Below are 23,725 nucleotides of genomic sequence, written 5' to 3'. Positions count from 1 at the left end.
AAGGTCCGTCTATAACGCAAAAAACCGCTTTTCTCCCGGTTAAAAATAGGTAAATTAGCCGTTTGAACGCTTGATTTTGGGTAAACCTCTCATGAAACACGGACTGTTTACTGCCGGTTTTGTTTGGATGATCGCGTCGGCTGCGCTGGCCCAATCTCCCCTCAAAGCCGATCGCTGGACGTCACTTTTTAACGGAAAAGATCTGAGTGGCTGGGAGTCGTACCTCGATCGCCCGTTCCAGTCCAAAACGGAACCGCTGGGTCTCAACAACGATCCGAAGGCGGTTTTTTCGGTGGTGCAGACCGACGGAAAACCGGCGATTCGGGTTTCGGGCGAAGTCTTTGGCGGTATCAATACGCTGGCCGAATTTGAAAATTACCACCTGAAGCTGGAATTCAAGTGGGGGCAACTCAAATGGGCCCCCAAGCTTGACCGGCCCCGCGACAGCGGTTTGCTTTACCACAGCAATGGCCCGCACGGAACGGCGCACCTCTGGATGGAATCGCTGGAGTTCCAGATTCAGGAAGGCGATTGTGGCGATTACTGGGGCGTGATGAACGTGTCGGCGGATATTGCGGCCCGAAAAGACGAGAAAGGGCGCTACGTTTATCAGCCGGGCGCCGACCCCGTGACGTTCCGGGACAAAACGCCGGTGGGCCGCTGGTGCGTCAAAAACCCGGATAACGAAAAACCGTCCGGCGAGTGGAATGTGCTGGAACTTTACTGCTTGGGCGACAGCTGTCTGCATGTCATGAACGGCAAGGTGAATCTGGTGGTGACCAACGCCCGGCACATTGTCGACGGCCAGGAAGTGCCGCTCACCAAAGGGAAACTACAGCTTCAGTCGGAAGGCGCGGAATTGTTTTACCGAAACATTGAAATCCGACCGATTCAGTCGTTGCCGAAAGAAGTGGAAGAGGCCATGAAAAATGGAAAATGAATGTCGAATGTAAAAGTGCCAAATTAAAGAACACTTTTACATTCGACATTCAGCACCGCGCGGGCGGCCCCGTTTACATTCATCATTCATTTCTATTCCGTATTTTCCGGTATGAAAACGGCTTCCTTTTTACTTCTGACGACTTTTTGCCTTATCAGCAGCTTTACTTTAATGGCGCAAACGTCCAAACGCCCCCGCGACTACGGCATCCGGCTCGGAGTGATGCCCACCGGCGCCCTGAATGCCATCACCGACGTGCCGGGCGTGCGGGTTGGGCAGGTGACGCTGCTGGAAGGGCAGCAGGTGCGGACCGGCGTGACGGCCATTTTGCCACATGAAGGAAATCTGTTTCAGGAGAAATGTCAGGCGGCTATTTACGTTGGCAACGGTTTTGGTAAACTGGCGGGCTACACGCAGGTTGAAGAACTGGGCACGCTTGAAACGCCGATTGTGCTGACCAATACGCTGGGTGTTCCGACGGCGGCCGATGCTGTTATTGACTATACGCTGGCACAACCCGGGAATGAACAGGTGCGCTCCCTGAATCCGGTGGTGGGCGAAACCAACGACGGCGGTTTGAACGACATTCGCAGCCGCCCCGTGACGAAACCGCACGTGCTGGAGGCCATTAAGAAAGCGAAAACCGGGGCGGTTGAAGAAGGCAACGTGGGCGCCGGAACGGGTACGGTTTGTTTCGGATTCAAGGGCGGCATCGGTACGGCTTCGCGGAAACTGCCGGTTTCGCTCGGTGGCTATACGGTCGGAGTATTGGTACAGACCAATTTCGGGGGCGTTTTGCAGATTGCGGGCGTTCCGGTTGGCGTTGAACTGGGCAAATTTTCGTTCAAGGAAAAACTCGATGGATCGTGCATGATGGTGGTGTTGACCGACGCTCCGCTAGATGCCCGAAACCTGAAACGGCTGGCGAAGCGGGCCTTTATGGGTATGGCCCGCACGGGCGGCATTGCCTCCAACGGCAGTGGCGACTATGTCATCGCCGTTTCGACGGCCAACCGGGTTCCGAATTCTTCAAAAAGTAGCGTCGATGAGGTGAAATTCCTCCGCAACGACGACGCTTCGCCCTGCTTTATGGCGGCTATCGAAGCAACCGAGGAAGCCATTATTAATTCGTTGTTTGCCGCACGCTCCATGACCACCAGCAACGGCTATGAGATCACTCAACTGCCGGTCGAGCGCGTCGTCGAATTATTGAAAAAAGCCGGTCAGGTGAAGTAATGACGCCTTATTTTCTGAATAAAGGAGGAATGGACTGCAGCATTTGCTCCCAACCTTCCAGCGTAATTGGTTTTATTAGGTAGCTGCACGCACCGCATTGATACGATTGTTCGATATCATTCAAATCCGTTGACGAACTGACGATCACCACCGGAATGTTCTGATAAACCGGATGGTTCCGGAGCTGGCGCAACAGTTTCCAGCCATCGCCCGGATCGGGCAGATACAAGTCGAGTAAGATAAGAGACGGGAGCGCAAAGTGTTGCGTGTGGCAATTCGTCAGATAGGTAAAAGCCTGCTCAACGGATGTCGCGCCAACCGGTAAAATACCGGGAATCTGTTTTCGCAATAAATAATGTAAGATCAACTGATCATCGAGATTGTCTTCAACTACCAGGATTATATCCAGATGCTCGATAACGAACGGTTGGAGGCCCGCCGGGATTTTCATAATTATTTATACTTATTCTAAGATAAAATAGAATTGTTTCCTGACTCATATTAAATATTTTTAAGAATATTTACTAATTATATTAAGGTTTCTTACTTAGCGTCCGACCCGAAATTCTGCTTAAGCAGAATTGCGGGTCGGACGCTGTCTTTACTAACTGATACGTAAGTAATTGGCGTGAGTTATCGCTTACCTCTTTTTCGCCCAAATCAGCCCGTAATCCATTTGCGTTGAAATGTTCTCGGCGGTTGGTTCGAGTCCGGCTTTTGTGAACCACGCGCGGTATTCCCGGCGGCTGTAGCAGCGACCTTTGGTTCCCCAAAACAACTGGGCGGAATAATCGGTAACGGCCAGCGGCCCGTCCAGTTCGTCGTTCAGGAAAGCGTCATGCACCCACAACTCCCCACCCGGGCGCAGGGCTGCGGCAAACCGGTCGGCCAGGGGCTGGCAGGTTTCGGTCGGCCAGTCGTGAAAAAGGCTGGCTGCCAGCAGGATATCCGTCTGCGGCAAGTCATCGGTCAGCATGTCGCCGGGGTGGAACGTCACGCGTTCCTGAACGGTTTCGGCCCCCGGCCGGCCGTTTTTTCCGAACGTTTCGAGTAATTCGGCGGCCACCGCCAGAACGGCCGGACGATCCAGAAGCGTTGCGGTTGCCTTCGGATTGAGGAGCAGCCATTCAAAGGTATAAAAACCGGTTCCTCCCGCTACATCGAGCAAATGACCGTCGCTTTTCGATAGGTTGGCGGCTACGATGGGCGAGAGTTTCTGGGCGCGTCCGGCCAGCGCCAGGGTGAACATCCGGGACAGTTCGGCGTCGTCCATCGGCGACGGTTCATCGCCTTCTTTCACGTACGAAATACCGCCGGTTGTATCCAGAGGCCCGTCGTTTTTCAACCGAACTGCCATTTCGACCGCCCCCGGATCGTTTTTTTCCAAACCCACATACCCGATCAGGTTGGGTACCTGTTTTTGCGTAACGTACTGCCCTAATTCCGTAATCCGGAGGTTGCCCGATTCGTCGTATGCGAGCAAGTTCATGGCGCAAAGGGCCGGAAAAAGTACGGCTGCCGGTCGTTCTTTCAATCCGATCCGGTGGCTGAGTTCGGCCACGGAAAGCGGGCGGTTGCTCAATTCTTCAAAAACCGCCAGGTGATGAACGGCGGCAATCAGCAAGCGGGAGCCAAACATGGCGCGCAGGTGTCGGGTAATGGGAGCGAGGTCGGGTTGGGGATTCTCCAGCATGAGTCAGCGGTTTTGTTACCAGGGCCAAATATAAGGAGGGCGGGCAAGAAGCAAAGCACACCGGTTTACCAGAAAAGAACCACAGAATCGTTTTTGGCGCATTTCATTTGAACCCGATGGCGATTTTCGGGTTGATACCTAAGCAGGTATCCTGCAAAACCGCAGCTCTCTGGGCTAATCCGGTGGCAAAGGACCTGCCTATTTACGAATCGGTTTGACCGGAAAAACGCATGCAAAACGGACTGAATAAACACCTCTGGTGGCAGGAAGGAGTGATTTACCAGATTTATCCCCGCTCGTATCAGGACAGCAACGGCGACGGAATCGGTGACCTGAAAGGGATTCTTGGTCGGCTGGATTACCTGCAATGGCTGGGCGTGACGGCGGTCTGGCTGTCGCCCATCTATCCGTCGCCAATGGCCGATTTCGGCTACGATATTTCGGATTATCAGGGTATTCATCCGCTGTTCGGAACGCCGGAGGATTTTAAAACTTTACTGGAAGCGGTGCACCAGCGGGGCATGAAACTGATCCTGGATCTGGTGCCCAACCACACCTCCGACCAGCATCCCTGGTTTCTGGAATCCCGCTCTTCGCGCGACAATCCGAAGCGTGACTGGTACCTCTGGCACGATCCGCAGGCCGACGGTTCTCCCCCCAACAACTGGCTCAGCGTATTCGGCGGCAGCGGCTGGGAATGGGACGAAACGACGGGGCAGTATTATTACCACGCGTTCCTGAAAGAGCAGCCGGACCTGAACTGGCGCAATCCGGCGGTCCGGCGGGCCATGTTCGACGTCATGCGGTTTTGGCTCAATCTGGGTGTCGACGGTTTTCGGGTGGATGTAATGTGGCACATGATCAAGGATCAGCAACTCCGCGACAACCCGGTTAATCCGGATTATCAGCCCCACATGGCGACCTACGAACAGTTGCTACCGGTTTACTCGACCGACCAGCCCGAAGTCCACGATCTGGTGCTCGAAATGCGGCAGGTGCTGGATGCCTACGACGAGCGGCTGATGATCGGGGAGATTTACCTGCCCATTCACCAACTGGTGGCCTATTACGGCATCGATGGCAAAGGCGCTCATTTGCCGTTTAACTTCCAGCTACTGCTGCTGCCGTGGGAAGCCCGGCAAATTGCGGCCGCCATCGACCAGTACGAAGGCGTTTTGCCCACGGGCGGCTGGCCCAACTGGGTGCTTGGCAACCACGATCAGCCCCGGATTACCAGCCGGGTGGGTCGCGAGCAGGCCCGGGTGGCCGCTTTGTTGTTGCTGACGTTGCGGGGAACGCCAACCGTTTATTACGGCGATGAGATTGGCATGCGCGACGTCCCGATTCCGTTCGACGAGGTGCAGGACCCGCAGGGACTGAACATGCCCGATAAAAACCTCAGCCGTGATCCGGCCCGCACGCCCATGCAATGGGACAACAGCCCGAATGCCGGTTTTACGACCGGAAAACCCTGGCTACGACTGGCCGATCAGTTCCGCCGGGAGAATGTCCAGGCGCAGCGCGACGATCCGTATTCGATGCTGACGCTGCACCGGCGGCTCATCGGTCTGCGGCAGCGGGAACCTTCGCTGATGGTAGGCAATTATGTGCCGGTTTTTGCCGATACGCAACTAATTGCCTATTTGCGGCAGGCCGAGGGGCATCCCCGTTTCCTCATTATTCTGAACTTAAGCCATCGCCCCGCGTATTTTAAAGCCAAAGACCCATCGCTCAGGGGCGTCGTCGAAGTAGCTACTTTTCCCGAACGGGAAGGGCAAACCGTCGGCGATTCCATTCAACTGGGCGGTGATGAAGGATTGGTGATTCGATTGGACTAATGATTATTTTGGAATGAAGAGAATTGGAGCCGGTTTTTCCGGGCCGGAGACGGTTGTCTTTACGGTCTGGGCGCCGGAAAAGAACCGCATGACTTTACACCTCGTTCACCCGACCGATCGGCAGGTTCCGATGGAAAAGGACAACGAGGGCTATTTCAGCGTCACCGTTGACGGCATCCGCGCCGGTGATCGCTATTTTTTTCAACCCGACGACGGCACCGATTATCCCGATCCGGCTTCCCATTTCCAGCCGGAGGGCGTTCATGGCCCTTCCGAAGTGGTGGACCACTCGGCCTATGCCTGGCAGGATCAGCTCTGGCGCGGACTGCCGTTCCGGGACCTGATTCTGTACGAACTGCACGTCGGCACCTTCACGCCGGAAGGTACGTTTGAAGCGATCATTTCGCGGCTGGATGCGCTGGTTGAAACCGGAATCAATGCCCTGGAAATCATGCCCGTTGCCCAGTTTCCCGGCAATCGGAATTGGGGCTACGACGGCGTATATCCCTATTCGGTCCAGCATTCCTACGGCGGCCCTGAGGGCCTGAAAAAGCTGGTCGATGCGTGCCACGCCCGCGGCCTGGCGGTTTTTTTGGATGTGGTCTACAACCATATGGGACCCGAGGGTAATTATTTCGGCTCTTTTGGGCCGTATTTTTCCAGCAAATACCATACGCCCTGGGGAGATGCGATTAATTTCGACGGTCTCTGGTCGGATGGCGTTCGGGATTTTTTCGTCAACAATGCCCTCTTCTGGTTCGAACAGTTTCATATCGACGGTCTCCGGTTCGATGCCATCCACGAAATTTTCGACATGGGGGCGGTTTCCATCTGGACGCAACTTCACGACAACGTTAAACGCCTGGAACAACGCTTGGGCCGCCCGCTCCACCTGCTGGCCGAATCGGATCTGAATGACCCGAAAGTGCTCAAAACGACCGAATTAGGCGGTTTTGGCTTCGACGCGCAATGGCTCGACGATTTTCACCATTCACTGTATGTCCTGCTCGATCAGAACGGGAAAAACCGGTACGGCGATTACGGGCGGCTGGAACAACTGGCCAAAGCCTACACCGACGGTTTTGTCATGACTGGCGAATACACGGCGTTTCGGAAGCGAAAATTCGGGGCCTCATCGACCGGTATTTCGGGGGATCATTTTGTGGTGTTCAACCTCAACCACGATCAGGTGGGCAACCGGATCGGCGGGGAGCGGCTGTCGGTTTTAGTCGATTTTGAACGACTGAAACTGGCTGCGGCCGCTGTTCTGCTGTCGCCATATGTGCCGCTGCTGTTTATGGGCGAGGAATACGCCGACGAAGCGCCCTTTTTCTACTTTGCCGATCATTCGGAAGAAGAGTTGATTCACGCCGTGAAGAAAGGCCGAAAAGCCGAATTTGCCGCTTTCAACGCTGACGACGACCACATTGACCCTTTTCAGGAAGCTACGTTTACGGATTCCAGACTTCGGTGGGAAAACCGCACGGTCGGCAAACACCGCATCATGCTGGACTGGCACCGGACCCTGATCGGTCTCCGACGAACCGAACCGGTTTTGCAGAATATGGCTAAAAGAGGCATTCAGGTAACGGTGCTCAGATCGGCCGGTTTTGTGCTTCATCGGCAGGACCCCGAAGGATTGAACCACATCCTGGCTTTATTCAATCTTTTCGAGGAAGAGATTGATTACTCGTTGCCCGACTGGGCTTCCAACTGGCAAAAACGGCTGGATTCCAAAGAACCGCAGTGGCTGGAAAACCCCGAAACCGCTCAGCCGGTTTTACCCGAGCAGCCCAATCCCGGGCAAACGCTCCGGCTGCCACCCGTCAGTGTAACGGTTTATCAGGGGCATTCAGGGGTCGCCGAAAGAAATACCAGCCCACTGCTTTAGCTGTGGGTAAAGCGAAAGAAACCGCCTGGTAAAGAAACCGTTTTAACGTTTTAGCGGCCGAAAACCGTTAAAACGGTTCCCTATTTGCCCGAGCATCCGGAGTTCCCCCGGTTTCAACCGGGGGCTAACAAATGGTCATTCCGGCGATTATTCAATTTAAATCCATTTGGCCGTGTAATCACCCGCGAATGGCCTGTACCCATTCCTGTTTTTTGCAATTCGGACATCGCACCGAATCGCCGGTCCCGGCGGGTTGGTCGTGGCCGCACCAGTAACACACATACCGATCCGTAACCGGTTTTTGCTTGGCAATGAATTCGGAGTCCCATTCGGGCAAAATCGACAGACCCGGTTGGGACTCAGGTCGCTGGATGAGCGTAAACGATCCGTTGGCTTCGATGTACAGCCGCTTGACGCTGCCGAGCTGCAATACGCCGGTGGAGCGCAACTGCGCAAACAGCAAATCCCGGGTGATGCGCGACTCTTTCATGTTTTCGAGTTGCAGCACGGCGTTTTCCACCATCACGCTGGAGATGTCCTGCGAGATTCCCTCGAATTTTTCGTTTCGGGCGGCCCAGTACGAAATCAGGCGTTGAATGAAAATAACCACCAGCGCGATGATCACCGCCGGAAGCAAACCCCGGCCGGGGTCCAGAATCGGCACCCCGATGGCCGCAGCCAGCGAAATGAGCGCGGCCATTTCGTTGCGGCTGAGTTGCGAAGCCATCCGGCGGCCCATGAGTCGCATGGAAACTACCAGAATCAGATAAATGGTCGCGGCCCGTAGCAGGATTTCCAGGTAGAAAATTCCGGGCACTTCGCCTACCAGAATTCGCCCCCAGTCGGATAAATGAATAGCGTCTTTTTCCATTGTTTACGTTTACAAAATGGCATTAACCCATTGATTGGCCTGGCAACTCGGGCAGGGCTGGTTACCGGCGGCCGTCGGTGCGGTAAAACCGCAATTGGTACAGGCCAGGGTCGGCTCTGCCGTCGGACGATGGATGGTGTGGATTTCGTCGTCGTAAGGCGGCAGAACCGACAGCCCCGGCCGGTCAGCTTGATCCGAAAAAATACTGAACATGCCGTAGGCTTCCAGGTACATGCGTTTGACTTTGCTCAGGTTGTAAACGTTACTGCTGCGCAGCGCCGAATAGATCTGCTGGTGCGACAACCGGTTTTGGGCCATCGCGTCTAACTGAATAATCCCGTCCTTGATCAGCAGCGTTTCGGTTCCCTGAACAATGTGTTCCACTGCCCGGCTTTTGAAACCCAGCAGGTTGGTAACGCGGAGAAAAGTCAGGGCGCAGAGCATGGCGACCAACCCGGATAAAATTCCCCGGTCGGGGAGTTGCATGGCCGGGGAAACAATGGCCCCCATGGTGAGCATGACGGACATTTCCAGATTCGTTATCTGCCCGTTCATTCGCTTTCCCAAAAACCGCAAGACCACAATGAGCAGGCAATAAACGATTACCGTGCGGATCAGCACTTCCAGCAGAAATTCGGCCGGTGCGTTCCCGATCAGAATGCGCTGCCAATCCCCAAATTCAATCTCCTCCTTATTCATACCGGCTTAACTTTTTGTTTCGCTCAAGTGATTGACCGGTTCGGGAAAAAAAACGGAAGAATTGAGCCAATGTGCCGGATGAGGGCCAGTAAATCGGGAAGTGATAAAATTTTAGACCAGACGCTTCGCATTGAGTTACCCTTCCGATCACGCTATAACGATGCGATTTTGTTCCGCTTATGAAAAAATACTTTCTGCTTTTAAGCCTTACCTTCCTGCTCGCCTGTCAATCGCAAACTTCCGAGAACGATTCTACGAAAACGCCCCCCGTTCCGGTTCCAACGGATTTTATCGAAGAACTCTGGTACAAAAACAGCTTGATTTACAGCGTAGATGTGGAGGTATTCAAGGATTCTGACGGCAACGGTTTTGGGGATTTCAGGGGCCTGACCCAGCAACTCGATTACCTGAAAAATCTCGGTGTGACGACCATCTGGCTGGCCCCGTTTCAGCCGACTCCCAACCGCGACGACGGCTACGATGTTTCGGATTTTTACGGGATCGATCCGCACCTGGGCACCGAAGCGGATTTTGCTGAATTCATGCGGCAGGCCGGTCAGCGCAACATCCGGGTCATGATGGACCTGGTGACCAACCACACCTCCGACCAGCATCCCTGGTTTCAGCAGGCCATCCACAATCCGGCCTCGCCCTACCGGTCGTGGTACGTCTGGTCGAAGGAGTTACCTAAAAAACACGACCGGGGCATGGTTTTTCCCGGTGTTCAAAAAACCGTCTGGACGTTTAACAAGCAGGCGGGTGCCTATTTTTACCACCGGTTTTATGATTTTCAGCCCGATCTGAACATGCAGAATCCGGCGGTTCAACGGGAAATGAGGAAGATCGTCAAACATTGGCTTGACAAAGGCATTGCCGGTTTTCGGCTCGACGCGGTTCCGTTTCTAATCGAAATTGCCAATGCGGATTTTGACCCCGACAAACCGGAGCACCAGTTCGACATGATTGCGCAACTGCACCAGTTTATCCAGTGGCACAGAAGCGACGCGATTGTGCTGGGCGAGGCCAATGTGGATCCGAAAGAGCAGGAACCGTATTTCGGCAAAGATGGGCAGGGGATGCAGACGATGTTCAATTTTTTCGCGAACCAGCACCTGTTTTACGCCCTGGCCACCGGCGAGGTCAAGCTGTTGGCGAAGGCACTGAACGACACAAAAGACATTCCGCCGACGGCGCAGTGGGCGCAGTTTCTGCGGAATCACGACGAAATCGACCTGGGTCGGCTCAGCGAAACGGAACGTAACCAGGTGTATGAACGCTTCGGCCCCGACACCACCATGCAACTCTACGACCGGGGCATTCGCCGACGGCTGGCCCCGATGCTGGGTGACCGGAACCTGATCGATCTGGCCTACAGCCTGTTGTTTTCACTTCCGGGAACGCCGGTGATCCGCTACGGTGAAGAAATCGGGATGGGCGATGACCTGCGGCTGAAAGAACGGGAATCGATCCGGACGCCGATGCAATGGTCGAACGCGCCCCAGGGCGGTTTTTCGACGGCGGCCAAAACCGTGCGCCCCGTCATCAGCGCGGGGGCGTTTGGGTACGACAAGATAAACGTAGCCGCCCAACTCGCCGACTCGGCTTCCTTGCTCAACCGGATACGAAGTCTGTCGGAGTTGCGGAAAAACTGTCTCGAGATTGGCTGGGGTAACTGGCAACTCCTGACGACCGATTCTCCGCATGTCTTGGCGATCCGGTACGACTGGCAGGGCCGGTCGCTGCTGATGCTGCACAATTTCAGCCCCGAACCCCAGCGGTTTCGGCTGAATACCGCTACAAAAACCGGAAAAACGCTGGTCAGTTTGCTGGACAAAGCCCAAAACCGGGCCGAAAACGACGGCAAGTTTCCGATTCAGCTAAGCGGTTACGGTTACAACTGGTACCGGTTAAAATAACGGCCGCGATTACTGCGCCGACCAGCCGCCGTCGATCGACAGGGATGCGCCGGTGAGCGTAGCGGCACTTTCCGAAGCCAGAAACAGACACATCGCGGCAATGGATTCGGTAGGGATGAACTGTTTGAGGGCTTGTTTGGCTAATATAACTTTTTCAATAACGTCTTTTTCGGAAATCTGATGGCTTCGCGCCTGGTCGACAATCTGTCGTTCCACCAAAGGCGTTTTGACGTAACCGGGGCAGATGGCGTTTACGGTAATGCCGCAGGTTGCCCCTTCGAGCGCAGCAGTTTTGGTTAAACCGATCAAACCGTGTTTGGCGGCTACGTAAGCGCTTTTGAATTCGGAGGCAATTAAACCGTGCGCGGACGCAATATTGATGATTCGGCCGAAATTCTGCTTTTTCATGGCGGGCCAAACGGCTTTCGTCAGGTGAAAAGCCGCCGTGAGATTGATCCCGATAATGGCATCCCACTTTTCTTCGGGAAACGTTTCGATGGGCGACACGTGCTGAATACCGGCATTATTGATCAGAATATCGACCGTGCCAAACCGGTTTTCGGCCTGTTCGACCAGCGTCCGCAGGGCCGCCGGATGGAGCATATTCGCCGGATCAAACAAGTAGTCGATTTGGTACTCTTCCGCGACGGAGGCCGCAATTTGTTCTCCATCCATTTCCAGTCCGTTAAAGACCAGGTTGTGTCCCTGTTGCGCAAAGGCTCTGGCGATGGCTAATCCGATTCCGCTGGTGCTGCCGGTAATCAGTACGGTTTTTTTCTGCATGGTACGTACCCACGGACCGGAGCGCGTAGCCTTTTGTCCGTGACATTTCAGATGAACGGGTGACTTCTGGAATTTTCCAGATTACACGAACTAAAGTCCGTGGGTACGTGCGCATACTCACCAGCGGTTATACAGCGTGGCCCATTCCCGGAGCTGATGTTCGGCTTCGTCGTTTAGTTGCCCCGGCAGCAGGCGCCAGAGCCAGTTGTTGGCCGTGGCGGCTGGCGTGTTGATTCGCGCGGTTTCGTCCAGACCCAACACATCCTGCACGGGCAAAATAGCGGTTCGGGCCACGGAAGCGTAGATCAACTGACCGAGTACGAGATGCACGTTTTTCTCGGAAACGGGTTTCCCTGCATATTCCTGCAGCTTCTTCCGTTCCGCTTTGGTCAGACTTTCCCGGTACCAGCCCCGCGTCGTGTTATTGTCATGGGTACCGGTATAAGCAATGAAATTGGGGGAATAATTGTGGGGAATGTGCGGTGACTGGGCCAGATTCTGGTGAAAGGCAAACTGGATAACCTTCATGCCCGGCAATTTGAACGCATCCCGAAGCCGGTAAACGTCCTCGCTGATGTCGCCCAGATCTTCGGCCACCAGCGGCAACTCACCCAGTTCTTTTTTTAATACCCGAAAAAAATCGGCCCCCGGCGCTGTGATCCATTGCCCGTTGATGGCCGTGGTTTCGTCAGCCGGTATCTCCCAGTACGCCGACAACGCCCGGAAATGGTCGATGCGGACAATGTCGTACAAGTCCGCATTTTTTTGAATGCGCCGAATCCACCAGTCGTAATTCCGCTCCCTGAGCCGGTCCCAGCGAAAAACCGGCATGCCCCAAAGCTGGCCGTTGGCGTTGAAATAATCGGGCGGAACCCCCGCGACCGTCGTCAACCGGCCCTCCTCGTCCAGACTGAAAATGTCCGGATGCGACCACACATCGGCCGAATCGTAGCTCACGTAAAAAGGCAGATCACCCAGCAACTGGATGTTCAGATCGTTGCAATACGTTTTGAGGCTCTGCCACTGCCGGTCGAAAATAAACTGCTGCCACCGCACTTTTTCCAGTGCTTCGGCCTGGTTTTCAGCAAACGATTCCAGCGCTTTTGGGTCGCGCAGGCGGTATTCTTCCGGCCATTGAAACCACGCTTTGCCCTGGTGTTGTTGCTTCAATCCGATATACAGCGCATAGTCGGTGAGCCAGTGGGCTTCGCGCTGGCAAAACCAGTGGAATTCCTGCCGCAGCAACTCGGATTTTCCCTGCCGAAATGCCTGAAAGGCTTTTTCAAATAGCTCATTCCGAACCCATTCGGCTTTGGCGTAATCGACCTGGCTGGTCGCCGGAAGGGCGTGGTGCGCCAACTCGACCGGGCTCAGCAAACCGTCCTGCACCAGTTGTTCCGGACTGACCAGCAGGATGTTTCCGGCCATGCTGGAGTAGGTACTGTACGGGGAATGGCCCGTACCGGTTTCGGTCGGGTTGAGCGGTAAAATCTGCCAGTATTTCTGGCGGCTGCGGCTCAGAAAATCAGCGAATGATCGGGCTTCCGGCCCCATATCGCCAATTCCAAAAGCCGACGGCAGCGACGTAATGGGTAGCAATAAACCAGCGCTACGGTTGGTAACAGCTCGTTTTAACGTCAGAATTGCCATGGGCAAAATGGTAAAAATGTCCTTCACCGCGACCTGATTCGCGGGTTGGCCGCTGGTTTTCAAAAAGCCGTGCGTCCACTCGTCCGGCGCATCCGGTGGCAACACGATACGGGTATCTTTCCAGTCCAGCGCCGTTGCTCCCCGCCCTTGCTGTTCGCACATCGCGCCCAGGTGCAAGGGAACCGCAACCACCAGCCAGGACTGCTGGTGCCGACGCGCAAATGCCAGCACATTGTCCTTGTAGCGGCCCTCGATTGCCAGCGGAATATACTGCCCGTGGGAAAAAAGAGTCGGTTGCCGTTTTCGTTCGTTCAGCAACGTGTACGTCAGCCAGAGTTTGATCCGGGCGTCGTAGCGGTTTTGCCAAAGCTGGCTCAGAATGACTTCGTCGGACTCCGAATCGGCGCCGGTCAATTCGTCCAGCCACTGCTGCCGCTGCTCGTAATCGACGGGTCGGCGGTTGTCGGGATCAACCAGACTCAGGTCCCACAGTTCGCATCCCTGGTAAATGTCGGGCACGCCGGGACAGGTGGTTTTCAGTACAACCTGCGCCAGCGAATTAATGATTCCGAAATCGGCGATTTTCTGGTGGAATCGCAGGAAATTCTTCCAGAACGGCCTTTTGGGGTTCAATAAACCGGTGGCAAACGACTTGGCCGCCTTCTCATACCCTTCGTCCGGCGTGCTCCAGTTCGAGCGTCGTTTGGATTCCCGGAGGGCTTTTTCGAGGTACTGCTCCATTCGGTCGCCAAAACCGTCGTTGTCCTGCCCCGGCATCGGATAGGCTCCCGCCAGTGTCTGGTAAATAAAGTATTCGTCGTTGGCGTCGGGCGCACCGTTTTGTTTCAAATCCGCGTTTAACTGCTGCCATTCCCGCACGGTTTTCAGCCACAAATCCGGCAGATCGGTCAACACATTCAGCCGGGCCCGAACATCCTCACCCCGTTTGGTATCGTGGGTCGACGTGGCATTGAGCGCCAGGGGCCAGCGTTGCTGCCGTTCCTGCATTAACTGGTGAAAATCAGCCGGATGGAAGCCAAAAACCTCCGGGGAGTCGCCGACTTCATTGTGACCGATGAACCGGTTGTAGGTATACATCAGCGTATCTTCTACGCCCTTGGCCATAAGCGGGCCGGTAAATTGCATGCATCGCTGGTAAAACCGGGAAACCCGGCGGTTGTAGTCGTCGTCAGCGTCCTGCGGTTTCTGTAAAAACGTGTCTTCCAGCAGGTCAACAGCGGCTGTTAGTTCCGGTTTATCGTCGCGGATGCGGCTCAGAATGGCCTCAACAGCCTGCGCTTCCTGATCGTCCAGCGGAAAACGATTGCCGTAATACCGGTAAACCGGGCAGTAAATCAGGAAGGTACCGATAGCGGTTTGCAGGGTATCCGCGGGCACCTCCACCTCTACCAGATTCAGTTCCAGAAAAAGCCGGTATAGATTAGTCAGTTCTCCGCCCATGTACTGGTACAGAATAGCCGCCTTTTTTTCGAGAATCTGCCGGGGAATGGGCGTATTGTCGCCGACCAACTGCTCATACAACTCCGTAAAAGCGGTTTCGCTGGCTTTCCGGGTGAACAGATTGTTGAGCTGCGCCAGAAATTCGTAGCCGGTTGTACCCTGAACGGGCCAGGCGTCGGGCAGCGGTTCGCCGGGTTCCAGAATTTTTTCAACAACGAGGTACGTCGCTTCGCCAATCAGTTCGCGCAATTGCTGCAAATACCGGCTGGGATCGTACAAGCCGTCGATGTGGTCGATTCGTAAACCGCTAAAAACACCCTCGTCCAGCAGGGTTTTGATTGGCTGGTGAAAAGCCGCAAAGACGTCGTTGTTCTGCATGTTCAGCCCAATCAGGCTGGTCACCGTAAAAAAGCGCCGGTAATTGATCTGCTGGTCGGTATCCTGGTAGTGGGTCAGCCGATACACCTGTTCATCCGCCAGTTGGCGGATTTGCTGCGGATCGCGGTTGAGGGTCGCCAGACAGGCTTTGATGTAGGCTTTAGTGGCTGGATTTTTCTGTAAGGCCGCCAGTTGCTGCCGGAATTCGTTCAGCTCCAGCGCGTAAGCTTCCGGTTCTTCCACCAGTTGAATGGGCCGGATCTGGTCGAGCAGTTGCTGAATTGCTTCCGGAACCGGTTTTGTCGTAGCCTGCAAAACCGTGGGGTACGAACGCAGCCGCAGCGGATAGGCGGATTCGAAATACGTCAGCATAAACCGGCCATCCCGGTAGGTGACTTTCAGCTCCCGGTTTTGGATCACCTCGTCCAGCGATGCACCCAGAAACGGCACCAGCAACCGGCCCTGAAAGAGCTGGCTCGACCAGGCGGTATCAAAAAACGGGACAAACCGCGACAGCGGCCCTTTTTCCAGCACATCCAGCAACCACGGATTGTTGGGATGAAAAGCCATGTGGTTGGGCACAATGTCCTGAAGCCAGTTGATGCCGAGCTTGCGAAGCCGCTGGCTGAGGGTTTTCAGTTGCTGCTCCGTACCGATTTCCGGATTGATGTGGTTCGGATTGACACCGTCGTACCCGTGTTCGCTGCCCGGAACCGATTCAAAAACCGGGGATGCATAGAGCGTTCCAATGCCCAGTTTTTGCAGATAAGGAACGATTCGGTCAACGTCTTTAAAAGTAAAACCGTGGTGAAACTGAATGCGATAGCTGGTAACCGGATTATTCATAAAAATTGGTCAATGACAGCTGGTTGGCTGATGGATAAGACGTTGCGAAACCCGGCAAACTGCAGGTGGCGCAATCTGCCGGGCTTCGCAGCGCTTTGTTTACGATGCCGTGGCCTTTGCGGCTACCGGATCAAATGCGTTCTGAATGACATCTTTGGTCGAAACTTTCTGCCCGGTATCGGCCGCCCGGTAAATCGCTTCCAGCAACTGCACATCCCGCAAGCCCATTTCGCCCGGCACGGTGGTTTCTTTGTTGTTCAGAACACAATCGGCAAAAGCGTCCATTTGCCGGGCCTGCTGGTTGACTTTCTCAAAGTCCAACTTGCCTTCCTTCGTCTGGCCTTTCTGCCCTTCGTAAGCATAGGCGGGAGACAGTTCGAACCAGCCCTGATCGGTTTCGCCCCGCAACAGATTGTATTCGTCGTTGTAGCTGGTGCGGCATTCGGCGATGGCTCCGTCGGCGAAATGCAGCTGAAAATCCATGCCTTCCTCTACTTCCTTGAATTTTTTCAGATCCGTTTTGGGATGATATTTCGCCGATACCGCAATGGGCACTTCACCTTTCGTGTAGATCGCACCCTGTATACAGTAGACACCGACGTCTGGCAAAGGCCCCCCGCCCGCCAGTTTTTTGTCCAGCCGCCAGGGCGTATCGTATCCTTCTTTCTGGCCGTTCTGGGCGTAAATCTTTTTCACCGGCCCGTAAACCTTCTGCTGACCCAGGCGCATGATCTCCCGGTTGTAAGGCTCAAAATGTAGTCGATACCCGACCGAAAACTTGACTCCGGCTTTTTTACAGGCATCGATCATCTTTTGCGCGTCCGCGGCTGAGGTTGCCAGCGGTTTTTCACAGATGACGTGCTTACCGGCTTTGGCCGCGCGGATCACGTATTCGGCGTGCAGGGAGTTGGGAAGCACGACGTAAATAATGTCGATATCGGGATTGTCGGCGATCTGATCGAATGTCTGGTAATTGTAGGCATTCTTCGCCGGAATGTCGTATTTTTTCTTCCATTTCTCGGCCTTTTCGGGCGAGCCTGTGACAATACCGGCCAGCTTGCACAGGTTGGTTTCTTCCAGAGCCGGAGCCAGCTGGCCTTCGCTGTATTTCCCCAAACCCACGAGGGCAATGCCGAGTTTGCGACCGGATGATTCGCTTCTGCCTGCGGCCGACCCGGTGGAATCGGTGGCGGATTCGCCGGTTGATTGATGATCCGAATTTCCGCAGCCCTGCAGGCCGGAAACGGCCAGAAGGCCGGGCAGCGCTGCGGTGGTCATGCCGCAATAACGTACCCAATCCCGACGACTTATCGGGCTATTGAATCGATTGAAAGGACGTTGAGTCATATCCTAAATTGGTATGGAAATTTTAAACGACTGGGTTGAGTTGGGTGCCGGAGCCTGTCGCCACGCGTCCCGCAGATGCAGCAAGTTCCGGTTCGTTGCAGGGTTCTTGTCTGCACTCTTTTAACGGCAGCGGGAGCGAATGGTTTGGGAAACCCGTATTTAGTAAGGGAGTGGACAGCAGGCGCTGGAAAGGCCTACGGAAGCAGATGGGCCATTACCTCATTATTTCCGTATGGAAACTATACTTAACCGGCTTTCCCGGTTTTGTCAAACAAGAAGAGTACAAGTTACGGTGGGTATTCAGAAACGACCTGGCTCGTAGCCGGGTCGTTTTTTCGTAAAAACCCCGTCAGCGGTTGTGACGGCGGTTTGTCCCCACAGCAAGTTTTTTTTATGACTGAGATTGATTCAGGCTTATGCGGTCTTACTTTTCGTTTCCGAACGGAAACAGGGCCGAAGCCAGGTGGGACTCGTTCATTAACCGGCCGAGTTCGTTGGCTTTATCCGGCTGGCTCCCGGCAAGATTCGTGGTTTCTGCCGGGTCTTTCGATAAATCGTACAGTTCGACGGCTCCGCCCGGATGGGCAGCCGCGTTTAGTCGAACGGCTTTCCAGTTCCCCTGCCGAACCGCCTGCGAACCACCCCGTTCGTGGAATTCCCAGTAGAGGTAATCGTGTTTTTTCTGGACACCCTTCCCCGTCAGTGCGGGGACGAACGAAATGCCGTCGATGGCCGTGGGCGCTTTGGTTCCGGCCAGTTCGGCAAAGGTGGGGAGCAAATCCCAGAAAGCGCCGATGTAGTCATTTTTCGTGCCTGGTTTGATGATTCCCGGCCAGCGGGCAATAAAAGGCTCCCGAATACCGCCTTCGTAGAGATCGCGTTTGACACCGCGAAAACCGCCCCCGCTTTGGAAGAAGGCCGGATCGGCCCCGCCTTCCTGGTGCGGACCGTTGTCGCTGGAAAAAATAACCAGCGTGTTCTGATCCAGCCCTTTCGCTTTCAGCGTCGCCAATAACTGGCCCACATACAGATCAAGTCGCGTGACCATGGCCGCAAACGTTGCGCGCGGATATTCCTGGGACGCATAACCGCCATCGCTGGCGTTCGGCCCGTAATCGGCTCCCTTATACGGTTTTTCGGCAAACTTGCCTTTGTAATACTGAAAAATACTGTCGTTGGGCACCAGCAACTCGGCATGAGGCAGAATATAGGGCAGAAACAGGAAAAACGGTTGTTGCGAATCGCGGGCTTTGACAAACTCCAGCGCCTGCTTCTGAATCAGATCGGGGGCGTATTGCCTGGTCTGGGTCAGGTTTTCGTTTTCCTTCAGAACGATTTTTTCGCCGTTGTTCCAGAGGTGATCAGGGTAATAGCGGTGGGCCAGACTCTGGCAGTTGTAGCCGTAAAAACGATTGAAACCCTGTTTGTTCGGATCGCCTTCGGAACCGACGGGCCCTAAGCCCCACTTCCCGAAAGCCGCTGTGGCATACCCAGCTTTCTGCAAAATCTCGGCAACCGTTACCACCGAGTCCGCAATGGGCTGCTGTCCTTCGGGCTCGACGCTTTTGTTGCCCCGGATGTAGGTATGGCCGGTATGTTTGCCCGTCATGAGCGACGAACGGGAGGGCGCGCAGACCGATGTTCCGGCATAAAACTGGGTAAACCGAACTCCTTCGGCCGCCAGCCGGTCGATATGGGGCGTTTTGATGAGCTTCTGGCCGTTGATGCCGAGGTCGCCGTAGCCGAGGTCGTCGGCCAGGATAAAGATGATATTGGGTCGTTTGGGGGTAGAGTTGGGGCGGTTTTGGGCCGGAGCCGTGAAAGGGAGCGTTGCCAGCAGCAACAAACTGGTAATCACTTGAGACACCGTTCGAACGGGGATATTCGGATTCATGGAAAGTGCTTTTCTGCTAAACGGAAAGCCGTCAGGTTGCGGCTGATGAACCGGTTCATCAGGGATAAAAAGCAATTCCGGGCCGATCTTACTCACTTTTCTGGATATTGTACGAAACCGTTCGGGATACAAAGCGGTTTTTGCCCCAACTGCCATTTTTAACCAACTAGCCACAAAACCAGAAAAGCGGTACCGAGATCCTCGATACCGCTTTATAAAATCAGTTCGGATTTTAACCATTTATCGGTTTCAAACCGGAATGGTTGCTATTTATTTCGCACAACCGTATTCGTAAAAATTGGTTCCGTCAGCCACTTTTAAGCTGGTGGCCGTGCTTTCGACAATCAGGTTTCCGTTATAAAAACATTCTGATCCCAGGGATTTAAGATCGTCAGCAACAAAAGCAACTTTGGTAGTCGGAACGGTACGCTCGTTGGTCTTTTGGTTCACAATGGCGAGTAGTTCGTACCCATTTTTGCAACTGGTCAATGCCGCCCGTATTTCGGAGCAGGACTCTTGCGGAGCGTAATGGTCGGGCATGCTGCATCGCCCGAATAAACCCGCCAGAAATACAAAACACAACCCGCCACGGGCTACCTGCGTAAACTTTGTCATCATTTGAGTAAGGGTATAGAGTTAAGCCGCTAACTTACTTCTTTTTCAATTTATTTATGCTTTTAACCGACAAAATTATATTCTTAAACTACAAATGATAAACGGCGGGTTATTGGAATCATCCATTCCGCTATTTCGCAGTTTTTGAATAAAAAACTGCGCCTGATTATTTTTCAGGAATTCAACCGATTGGTCGCACGAAGATGTCCGGAAAATGAAACTCCCTGAGTCATTCGGAATGACTCAGGGAGTTTTGCCAGTTGAGCAGCGAAGCCTTAGAAACTGTACCGCGCGCCAATCTGGAGCTGGTATGGATCGCCCGAAGGCGACACGATTCCGGCGGTGTTGACGCGGTAGACAAACCGCTGGTTCGCTCGGTCGAAACCGGCAACGGCGGGCGTCGTGCCCGACGCCGGAATGCCCAGGGCGTACAGCGCCTGTGTTCCCAGCGACTTGTTGGCACCCCAGGTTTTCTTCAGCAGGTTGGCGAAATTGAACACATCGACAGAAACTTCCAGGCTATGGTTTTTGTAGAACCGGAAGCGTTTGCTCGCCCGAATGTCAAAAACGCCGTAAAAACCGTTGATGCCGCCGTTCCGCTCGGCCATTTTGCCGGAGTATTTCGTGATGTAATCCTTGATGCTCTGGCTCGCGTCGGCGTTGTTCAGGATGGCCTGCAAACCGGTCCGCACGTTGGCCGGAACGCTCTCGCTGTTTCGGTCGAAAATGAAGGCGAGGTCGTTCGTGCCCGACACAAAGTCGGCATTGCTGTTGGCTCCCGACAACAACGAATACCGGGTACCGCCAATACCCGAATACCGCACGCCCACCGTGATCCCGAGAAAGCTGGGCAGCGTTCCGTAAAAGACGATTTTGTTGCGGAAGTGGTTATCAGAATATGACATTTTACTCAGGTTGCGCGGATCGTCTTTTACCGGTAACGACAGCGTTGCCGTGTTGGCCACGTTTCCGTTGTAGGAGGTGTTGTCCCTGGTGTCGTTCCAGGTGTAGCTGGCCGAAATTTCGCCATCCCGGAAATACTGATACGTTGCATCCAGAACCACCGCAAACTGATTCACTTTGCCCTGGCTGTTCAGTTCCAGCACGCGACCCAGTTTCTGGCTGATCCGGCCCTGCAGCCAGTCGCCCGCGCCGTTGGCCGGCATCGAGCTGAGCGGCACGTACACACCGCGATTGTCTTCATTGGCCAGGCGGAAGAACGGATCGACGGCCATGTTCCGGTCGACGTACATGTAGTTGTGACGGCCCAGGCTGGCGTAACCGGCAACTCCCACTTTCAGTTTATCCGTCAGATAGCGGTTATACGACAGGTTGGCTTTGTACAAAACCGGTACCCGCGCGTCGGCGCCCGTCATGTTGATCGTCGGAAGCTGGAAAGCCGCCAGCGACGGAATGCTGCCGTAGTTGCTGCGGTAAGCCGCAAAATCCGGCGTCGGAATGTTCGGAGCCCGCACATCGACGGTCGCAAGGTGCTTGCCGTCAAATGTCAGGTTGTTGATAATGACGTAGTTGTTGATATCGGACGCAAAAACACCCGCTCCAAACCGGATATAATCCGTGTGTTTTTCATTCACATCCCAGGTAAACTGCAAACGCGGCTGAGCGACAAACGACTTCAGTTTATTGTCCGTGCGCAATTTCAACTCATCAAAAACCACCTGATTCAGCGGAGAGGAAGGATAGTGGGCGTAGTCGAACCGCAAACCGGCGGTCATTTCCAGGCCCGGTGCCAGTTTGGTTGTGAGTTGCCCGTAAATACCGGCGTTCAGGGTTTTTCCCACCACGCTGGGATCGGCCACCAGAGGCACTTCGCGGTAATACCGGTAGGGTTGCAGCGCGGCAAATTTATCCAGCGCCGTCATTCCGGCTGCGGCATCGACGGTGTAATGAAACCGGCCGTTGACCTCACTGCCGTACAGCGAATGCGCCCGCGTATACATCAGGTCAAGCCCGAACGTATATTGAACCTTGTCGGTGTTATAATACAGGTTGTCAACCAGTTGAATCACGTTGTTGTCAAATCCTTCCTGCGCAAACCGGTGGCCGCCCATCTGAATGTTGGTCGATTTGGTGCCGCCATCGACGGTAGAAACCACGCCCTCCACGATGGCGCGCGGAATATTGGCCGACGGCAACTGATCGCCGGGGCTACTTTTCTGGTACGTATACAGGTGCTGGAGCTTCAGCTCGTTCGTGATCCTGGGATTGACCGACGTCCGCAGACTAGCCAGAAAGCTGTTGTCCCAGTTGTAGTCATTCCCGTACGATTCGTAAATATTGATGGCGGTATTATCGGCCAGACCCAGTTTGTTGCGATCGTTGGTGTAGTTGTTCCGGATGGTCAGCAGGTTTTTGGGGTCGATCTGCCAGTCAATTCGGGCAAAAGCCGCATCCGAGCCCCGGCCCTTGTCAAAAGTGCCGTACTGGGGCGTGTTGGCCACACCGTACTGGCTGCGGGCAATCGACACAAACCGGTCGAGCGTGGTGCGGGTAATGTTAAACCGGTTTTCGTCGGCAGGCGATTGAACATCCGCAATGATCAGCGGGCGCGAATCCTGCTGGTGATCCCAGGCCACAAAGAAGTGCAGTTTGTCCTTGATGATCGGGCCGCCCAGCGAGAAACCGAACTGGTTGGTCGAGAATTTATTGTTCCGCTTATTGCCCCGAATGTCGTACGGGCTCGACAGCCAGTTGGCGCGGCTGTAGTTAAAAGCGCTTCCACTCAGTTTGTTGGTACCCGATTTGGTCACCGCGCTGACGGTTCCGCCCCCACTGCGTCCGTAGGTCACATCATACTGGTTGGTAACGACTTTGAATTCCCGAACGGCTTCGATGGAAATGGAATACGGCGCTCCGCTTCGGCTGGTGGTCGAGCCCGCCGAGGTTGGGTTTTTGGCATTCATTCCGTCGATGGTGTAGTTGGTCGACGAACCGAGCTGGCCCGAGATGTTACCACCCCGGCTCAGGGGCGAAAGGTCCATCAGCGACGTGAAATTCCGCCCGTTGACCGGCAAAGCCGCAATCGATTTGGCCGAAACCGCCGTGGCCGCTCCCAGGTTATCGATCTTGTTTTTCATGCCGGAAGCCACCACCTGCACCACTTCGAGCGTCTGGCTGTCTTCCTGCATGTTCAGATTGACCCGGACGGCGTCGCCCTGATTGAGCATGTAGCCTGTCCGTTTCTGTTCACCGAAGCCAATAAATGTTACCAAAATGGTGTAAGGACCGCCCAGTGGCAATTCCTTGAACGAATATTCCCCTTTGGCGTTGGTGACGGTTCCCGTCGTAAAACCGGTCGAGCCGTTCCGCACCTGAACGGTGGCGCCGGGAAGTCCGCCTTTCTGATTCTCCGAAATGACCCCCGAAATGGAAGCCTGCGTCGTTTGTGCAAATGCGTGGTCGATGAAGCAGCAAACTAAAAATAATCCTAAAAAAGTAGATAATAGATGGTTTTTCATGCAATTGGATAGTCGATTTTTCCCAGCTGCAAAGAGAGCGCATCTACTTTTAAACGGTGTTATCAGTTTATTACCAATTTGTAACCATTGTACTATTTTCGGTACATAAAAGTGGCACGGTACAACTAAAAACGGGTTGCAGTTTTACCACAACCCGTTACGAATCAGCTAGATAATTTCAATAGTTT

At 54.4% G+C, this 23,725-nt stretch carries 15 protein-coding genes; 5 read left to right on the top strand and 10 right to left on the bottom strand.

The window, feature by feature from the left end; translation table 11 throughout:
• The first annotated feature begins 91 nt into the window (after nt 1-91).
• Nucleotides 92-940: a 3-keto-disaccharide hydrolase gene (locus GJJ30_RS03530; RefSeq protein WP_154173194.1), complete on the top strand. Its 849-nt coding sequence runs from the start codon at nt 92-94 to the stop codon at nt 938-940.
• Nucleotides 941-1,051: 111 nt separating this feature from the next.
• The gene (locus GJJ30_RS03525) at nt 1,052-2,176 is read left to right on the top strand and encodes a DmpA family aminopeptidase (protein ID WP_154173192.1); all 1,125 of its coding nucleotides are present in this window, start codon (nt 1,052-1,054) and stop codon (nt 2,174-2,176) included.
• A 7-nt stretch (nt 2,177-2,183) separates the two neighbouring features.
• Here GJJ30_RS03525 and GJJ30_RS03520 read toward each other — a convergent pair whose 3' ends face one another.
• Nucleotides 2,184-2,627 (bottom strand): response regulator, encoded by a 444-nt coding sequence (locus tag GJJ30_RS03520; protein WP_154173190.1) that lies wholly within the window; start codon nt 2,625-2,627, stop codon nt 2,184-2,186.
• A 189-nt stretch (nt 2,628-2,816) separates the two neighbouring features.
• Nucleotides 2,817-3,869: a methyltransferase gene (locus GJJ30_RS03515; RefSeq protein WP_154173188.1), complete on the bottom strand. Its 1,053-nt coding sequence runs from the start codon at nt 3,867-3,869 to the stop codon at nt 2,817-2,819.
• 230 nt (nt 3,870-4,099) lie between these two features.
• Here GJJ30_RS03515 and GJJ30_RS03510 point away from each other — a divergent pair, with 230 nt between their 5' ends.
• Nucleotides 4,100-5,707, top strand: a complete 1,608-nt coding sequence (locus GJJ30_RS03510) for an alpha-amylase family glycosyl hydrolase (protein ID WP_154173186.1) — start codon at nt 4,100-4,102, stop codon at nt 5,705-5,707.
• 13 nt (nt 5,708-5,720) lie between these two features.
• On the top strand, nt 5,721-7,598 hold the full coding sequence (treZ, locus tag GJJ30_RS03505) for a malto-oligosyltrehalose trehalohydrolase (protein ID WP_154173184.1): 1,878 nt from the start codon (nt 5,721-5,723) through the stop codon (nt 7,596-7,598).
• 178 nt (nt 7,599-7,776) lie between these two features.
• Here the strand turns inward: treZ and GJJ30_RS03500 are convergent, their stop codons facing one another.
• Together GJJ30_RS03500 and GJJ30_RS03495 are read right to left on the bottom strand one after the other, a co-directional pair.
• The gene (locus GJJ30_RS03500) at nt 7,777-8,469 is read right to left on the bottom strand and encodes a DUF421 domain-containing protein (RefSeq protein ID WP_154173181.1); all 693 of its coding nucleotides are present in this window, start codon (nt 8,467-8,469) and stop codon (nt 7,777-7,779) included.
• Between the two features lie 9 nt (nt 8,470-8,478).
• Nucleotides 8,479-9,168, bottom strand: coding sequence for a DUF421 domain-containing protein (locus GJJ30_RS03495; protein ID WP_154173179.1), 690 nt, complete (start codon nt 9,166-9,168; stop codon nt 8,479-8,481).
• A 179-nt stretch (nt 9,169-9,347) separates the two neighbouring features.
• Here GJJ30_RS03495 and GJJ30_RS03490 point away from each other — a divergent pair, with 179 nt between their 5' ends.
• Nucleotides 9,348-11,084 carry an alpha-amylase family protein gene (locus tag GJJ30_RS03490; protein ID WP_154173177.1) on the top strand — a complete coding sequence of 579 codons (1,737 nt, stop codon included), beginning with the start codon at nt 9,348-9,350 and terminating at the stop codon, nt 11,082-11,084.
• Nucleotides 11,085-11,093: 9 nt separating this feature from the next.
• Here the strand turns inward: GJJ30_RS03490 and GJJ30_RS03485 are convergent, their stop codons facing one another.
• The 6 genes from GJJ30_RS03485 to GJJ30_RS03460 form a co-directional block, all read right to left on the bottom strand.
• Complete coding sequence (locus tag GJJ30_RS03485; RefSeq protein WP_154173175.1) at nt 11,094-11,867, bottom strand: 3-hydroxybutyrate dehydrogenase; 774 nt, start codon at nt 11,865-11,867, stop codon at nt 11,094-11,096.
• 117 nt (nt 11,868-11,984) lie between these two features.
• Nucleotides 11,985-16,202, bottom strand: a complete 4,218-nt coding sequence (gene treY / locus GJJ30_RS03480; RefSeq protein ID WP_154173173.1) for a malto-oligosyltrehalose synthase — start codon at nt 16,200-16,202, stop codon at nt 11,985-11,987.
• A 99-nt stretch (nt 16,203-16,301) separates the two neighbouring features.
• Complete coding sequence (locus tag GJJ30_RS03475) at nt 16,302-17,480, bottom strand: Gfo/Idh/MocA family protein (RefSeq protein WP_229312927.1); 1,179 nt, start codon at nt 17,478-17,480, stop codon at nt 16,302-16,304.
• 493 nt (nt 17,481-17,973) lie between these two features.
• Nucleotides 17,974-19,443: an arylsulfatase gene (locus GJJ30_RS03470; RefSeq protein ID WP_154173169.1), complete on the bottom strand. Its 1,470-nt coding sequence runs from the start codon at nt 19,441-19,443 to the stop codon at nt 17,974-17,976.
• Between the two features lie 270 nt (nt 19,444-19,713).
• Complete coding sequence (locus GJJ30_RS03465; RefSeq protein ID WP_154173167.1) at nt 19,714-20,061, bottom strand: hypothetical protein; 348 nt, start codon at nt 20,059-20,061, stop codon at nt 19,714-19,716.
• A gap of 272 nt (nt 20,062-20,333) precedes the next feature.
• On the bottom strand, nt 20,334-23,537 hold the full coding sequence (locus tag GJJ30_RS03460) for a TonB-dependent receptor (protein WP_154173165.1): 3,204 nt from the start codon (nt 23,535-23,537) through the stop codon (nt 20,334-20,336).
• Between the last annotated feature and the right edge of the window lie 188 nt (nt 23,538-23,725).

It is taken from the genome of Larkinella terrae, assembly GCF_009668025.1.
In the GTDB taxonomy this organism is placed as follows: Bacteria; Bacteroidota; Bacteroidia; order Cytophagales; family Spirosomataceae; genus Larkinella; species Larkinella terrae.
This window is presented reverse-complemented; position numbering and strand designations above follow the sequence as displayed.